Here is a 5145-nt window from a genome sequence, read left to right as displayed (position 1 = left end):
GCAAGTAACTTGGACCAGTGTTGATCATTTAGCATTGTTCGAGGCATAGCGAGTGTAAAATTGGGTTTGGCGATTTAATTTTACTATCTCGCTATTTTTTTAATCAACAAATGTCAACAGACCCTAAGCATGTTAGTAACTTATGTATAACTTTGTTGAAGTAAGATTATATCTTACTCAATTAATAGACCTCTTTTATAAGTCATTTTTACGCAGTTCCAAATTATAGATTCCAGCAATTAAATAGAATCTCTATCCTAGTTTGTTACCCCGACAACGTTCAGCAATGGTTTTTAACGGGTTTCATAACCCAATACAGCTTAATCCTTTATTCTTCTTTCATGGATTTCCTAATTATTGAACAATGGATGTGTTGTTGCCCAATTTGGATATCACACCCAATCACAGAAAAAGAGTGCTTGCTAAAAACTGCAATAAACAACTCGTTTATTTACCACAAACTTGATAAGTTAAATTTTTATATTCAGAAATAGACATGATGAAAAATATATGGATTTTAGTTGCACTGACAGCACTTATGGCGGGTTGTAGTACAACACAACAAACTGAAACGACACCAGAAAAAATTGGTATGGCAAATCCAGCCAGCCAATATTGTGTCGAGCAAAAAGGTAAACTTGAAATTCGTGATGAAGCAAATGGTCAGGTCGGGTATTGCCATCTGCCAAACGGACAAGTGGTTGAAGAGTGGGTATTATTCCGTAGTAGCCAAACTGAATGTGTAGCTGATAAGGCTAAGACGCTGATTGGTCAAGCAAAATTGACTGAAGATCAGATCAAGGCGATTAGCCAAGCTCAAATTGTCCGTTTAGTAAAACCTGGGCAGCCAATAACAATGGATTATCGTGTAGAGCGCGTCACCGTCACCGTAAATCCAATCAATCAAAAGATTATTCAAGCAACTTGCGGTTAATTCAAACGCATAAAAAAGGCCCGAAAGGGCTTTTTTTTGTTTGTTCGGCTACGACTAATTTAAATGACAAATCCATTACGATCTTTTATATTGCCCCTCGTAAGGAGAAGTTCATGAAAAAGTTATTTGCTTTATCCGTTATGGTGGCTTTGGTCGGCTGTGCTGAAAAAAAACCATTAACCCCTGAAGAGCAGTGGCAGGGTTACTGCCGCAGTGTAGGTAATGCTGCACGTACGATTATGTTAGATCGTCAAAATGCAATTGAAAAAGACAAAGCAGTTGAGCATGCCAACAAAATTGAGGATGAAACCACCAAAGGATTTATCCTGAACATCATTGATGAAGTTTATGCCTTGCCGCAAGCTGAGATTAATACTGATGTTGAAAAAGCACGTGAAAAAATTCGTGCTGAGTTTACTGAAAAATGTATCGCAACACCGCATACTGAAATGCCAGATTATAAACCGTTCTAAGGAACGGTTTTTTATGCGAGAAAGCGCGTAAAGCAAAACCTAAAGGCTGTATTCATCAGTGAGTAGTTACAACTGGATAACTATCCGTTGTTTAGCCATATGATTGAGTTCATGCTTATTTTGCGAATGCATATTTATCTTCGGGTTACTTTTGAGTATAAGATGCTTAAAGACTTAAAATAGCCTAAGCATAGCGGAATACAAATTGTGACAACTTGCTAAATCATAAATATAGAAAAGCAAATCTTTTTAATGAATAATGAAATGGAGAATAAAAAACAGTAGAGGAGCAGAATATGGACGTTATAGGTTATATGCATCACTCAGATCTACTCCTAGAAGATGAACAAGGCGTAGCAATTATCGGTGGTGGGAACTACGTGCTCAGCATTGGAGATAAAGTCACATTACGCCAAAAAATAGATGAATTTTCTCAGCGTTATTTGGTCGATATCAGCTTTGCAAGTAATCAACATCAAACCACATGTCAGGACGAATGGTGCCTCAGATTTACAGGCGATCGAGCAGAACTTCAGCAATATATCACTGCAACCACTGTACACTAAGGTGGAATATCCAATACTGATAAAAACAGGCAACATTTAGTTGCCTTTTTTTGATGGTTAATTTTAGTCAAAAGTTAATATGCGCAAGAAAAGCGTGTTCTAAGTATTGATTTTGCTTAATGTATAAACGATATGAGGATCATTTATTTATAAAATAACGGGCATCACGAAGAAACACTTGTAGTGCATTAACTTTTAACTGGAATTTTAGTAAAATTTAGCAGTCCATATTATTTGCGTAGCTTTATTTAAAGCAGGAATGCGTAAATAATTTTTTAAAAAAGAGGAATAACACCGTGCTAGAAGCTTACCGCCAACACGTTGAAGAACGTGCCGCACTCGGAGTCCCACCGAAGCCACTTGACGATGCTCAAACAGCTGCATTAGTTGAATTATTAAAAAACCCACCAGCTGGCGAAGAAGCATTTTTAGTTGATTTACTAGAAAACCGTGTTCCAGCGGGTGTTGACCAAGCTGCATACGTTAAAGCTGCTTTCTTAGCTGCTTTGGCAAAAGGTGAAGCGACTTCTCCACTAGTAACTAAAGAACGTGCGGTTTACCTACTAGGTACTATGCTTGGTGGTTATAACGTTGCTCCTTTAGTTGCACTTCTTGATGATGCAGAGCTTGCTGAATTAGCTGCTGAAGCACTTAAGAAAACTCTTCTTGTATTTGATGCGTTCCACGACGTTGCTGATAAAGCAAAAGCGGGCAATGCAAATGCACAAGCAGTTATGCAATCTTGGGCTGACGCTGAATGGTTCACTAGCCGTAAAGATGTTCCTGAAGAAATCAAACTTACAGTTTTCAAAGTAACTGGCGAAACTAACACAGACGACTTGTCACCTGCACAAGACGCGTGGAGCCGTCCAGACATTCCGTTACACGCTAACGCAATGCTTAAAAACGTACGTGACGGTATCAACCCAGAAGTTCCTGGTGAAGTTGGTCCTCTTAACCAAATCAAAGACCTTATCGCGAAAGGCAACCAAGTTGCTTACGTAGGTGACGTTGTTGGTACTGGTTCTTCTCGTAAGTCAGCAACTAACTCTGTACTTTGGTTCTTCGGTGACGAAATTGCTCACATCCCGAACAAAAAAGACGGTGGTTACTGCTTAGGTTCTAAAATCGCTCCGATTTTCTTCAACACAATGGAAGATGCTGGTGCATTGCCAGTAGAAATCGATGTTCAAAACATGAACATGGGCGACGAAATCACGCTTAAAATCGACCACGCTGCTGCTAAAGTTACTGCGTTCAAAGACGGCGCTCAAATCGCTGAATCTGAACTTAAAACTCCAGTTCTTCTAGACGAAGTACGTGCTGGTGGCCGTATCAACCTTATCGTTGGACGTGGTTTAACAACTAAAGCTCGTGAAGCTCTTGGTCTTGCACCTTCAACTTTATTCCGTACTCCAGTTCAACCTGCAGCTACTGGTAAAGGCTTCACTCAAGCTCAAAAAATGGTTGGTCGCGCTTGTGGTCTTCCTGAAGGTCAAGGTGTACTTCCAGGTACTTACTGTGAACCTAAGATGACTACTGTTGGTTCTCAAGATACAACAGGTCCAATGACTCGTGACGAACTTAAAGATCTTGCTTGCCTAGGCTTCTCTGCTGACCTAGTTATGCAATCTTTCTGTCATACAGCTGCGTATCCAAAACCAGTTGACGTTCAAATGCAGCACACGCTTCCTGATTTCATTATGAACCGTGGTGGTGTTTCTCTACGTCCAGGTGATGGTATTATCCACTCTTGGTTAAACCGTATGCTTCTTCCAGATACAGTTGGTACTGGTGGTGACTCGCATACTCGTTTCCCAATCGGTATTTCATTCCCAGCGGGTTCTGGTCTTGTAGCGTTTGCTGCTGCAACTGGCGTTATGCCACTAGACATGCCTGAGTCTGTTCTTGTTAAGTTCAAAGGTAAAATGCAACCTGGTATCACTCTACGTGACCTAGTACATGCGATTCCTTACGTTGCGATCCAAGAAGGCGACTTAACTGTAGAGAAAAAAGGTAAGAAGAACATCTTCTCTGGCCGTATCCTTGAGATCGACCTTACAGAAATGGAAACTGACCTTACTGTTGAGCAAGCGTTCGAACTTTCTGACGCTTCTGCTGAACGTTCAGCTGCTGGTTGTTCTATCACGCTTTCTGAAGAGAAAGTTGCTGAATACCTTAAATCAAACATTACTATGTTGAAATGGATGATTTCTGAAGGTTATGGCGATGCTCGTACTATGGCGCGCCGTGTAGAAAACATGGAGAAATGGTTAGCGAACCCAAGCCTAATCAAAGCAGATCCAGATGCTGAATACACTAAAGTGTATGAAATTGACCTTTCTACAATTACTGAACCAGTTCTTTGCTGCCCGAACGACCCAGATGACGCTAAATTGCTTTCTGACGTTGCTGGTACAAAAATTGACGAAGTATTCGTTGGTTCATGTATGACTAACATTGGTCACTTCCGTGCGGCTGGTAAACTTCTAGACAAAGTTCCTGGTGGTTCTTTATCTACTCGTCTATGGTTGGCTCCTCCAACTCGTATGGACGAACGTCAATTGATGGAAGAAGGTTTCTACAACATCTATGGTAAAGCTGGCGCTCGTACAGAAATGCCAGGTTGTTCATTATGTATGGGTAACCAAGCACGTGTAGCTCCGAACACTACTTGTGTATCGACTTCTACTCGTAACTTCCCGAACCGTCTAGGTCAAGGTGCGAACGTTTACTTAGCTTCTGCTGAGCTTGCTTCTGTTGCTGCTGTACTTGGTAAATTACCAACTCCAGCTGAGTACCAAGAATACGCAGCTCAAATTGATAGCATGTCTGCTGACATCTACCAATACTTAAGCTTCGACAAAATGAGCGACTATACTGACGCTTCTAAAGATGTTGATACTAAGAAAATTGCTGCTGCTCAATTGTCTTAATTGATTAAGTAGTTGAAAATAAGGGCTGATTTATCAGCCCTTATTTTATTATTAAAAGTATATTGCGAATTTTATACGTGTTTAAATTTGATTAATTAGAATATTGTAAGTTTAGGGTGTGTTGACATTTACAGCCGATAAATTGAGCTAAAGAGGCAACCATATAAATATACAAGCTAAAGCAACAGCGCTTTGATAGTTACGTTTTAGCTTATCGTATCTTGTGGCAATTCCTC

General features: G+C 40.2%; 4 protein-coding genes and 1 pseudogene. 4 read left to right on the top strand and 1 reads right to left on the bottom strand.

All coding sequences use genetic code 11. The features are described from left to right. Positions 1 to 496 precede the first annotated feature (496 nt). The 4 genes from FTV04_RS16320 (at position 497) to FTV04_RS16305 (ending at position 4909) form a co-directional block, all read left to right on the top strand. Complete coding sequence (locus FTV04_RS16320) at positions 497 to 934, top strand: I78 family peptidase inhibitor (protein WP_180090407.1); 438 nt, start codon at positions 497 to 499, stop codon at positions 932 to 934. A 113-nt stretch (positions 935 to 1047) separates the two neighbouring features. Further along, positions 1048 to 1407 (top strand): hypothetical protein, encoded by a 360-nt coding sequence (locus FTV04_RS16315; protein ID WP_078193938.1) that lies wholly within the window; start codon positions 1048 to 1050, stop codon positions 1405 to 1407. A 296-nt stretch (positions 1408 to 1703) separates the two neighbouring features. Then, on the top strand, positions 1704 to 1973 hold the full coding sequence (locus FTV04_RS16310) for a hypothetical protein (RefSeq protein ID WP_078193937.1): 270 nt from the start codon (positions 1704 to 1706) through the stop codon (positions 1971 to 1973). 296 nt (positions 1974 to 2269) lie between these two features. Then, a complete protein-coding gene (locus FTV04_RS16305) occupies positions 2270 to 4909 on the top strand; it encodes a bifunctional aconitate hydratase 2/2-methylisocitrate dehydratase (protein WP_180090405.1) in 2640 nt (879 codons plus the stop codon). A 147-nt stretch (positions 4910 to 5056) separates the two neighbouring features. On the opposite strand, the pseudogene FTV04_RS16300 reads toward FTV04_RS16305, so the two are convergent. Beyond that, positions 5057 to 5145: pseudogene (locus FTV04_RS16300) on the bottom strand (IS5/IS1182 family transposase); the annotation flags it as partial.

The organism is Acinetobacter sp. YH12219 (genome assembly GCF_013417875.1).
GTDB classification, from domain to species: domain Bacteria; phylum Pseudomonadota; class Gammaproteobacteria; order Pseudomonadales; family Moraxellaceae; genus Acinetobacter; species Acinetobacter amyesii.
This window is presented reverse-complemented; position numbering and strand designations above follow the sequence as displayed.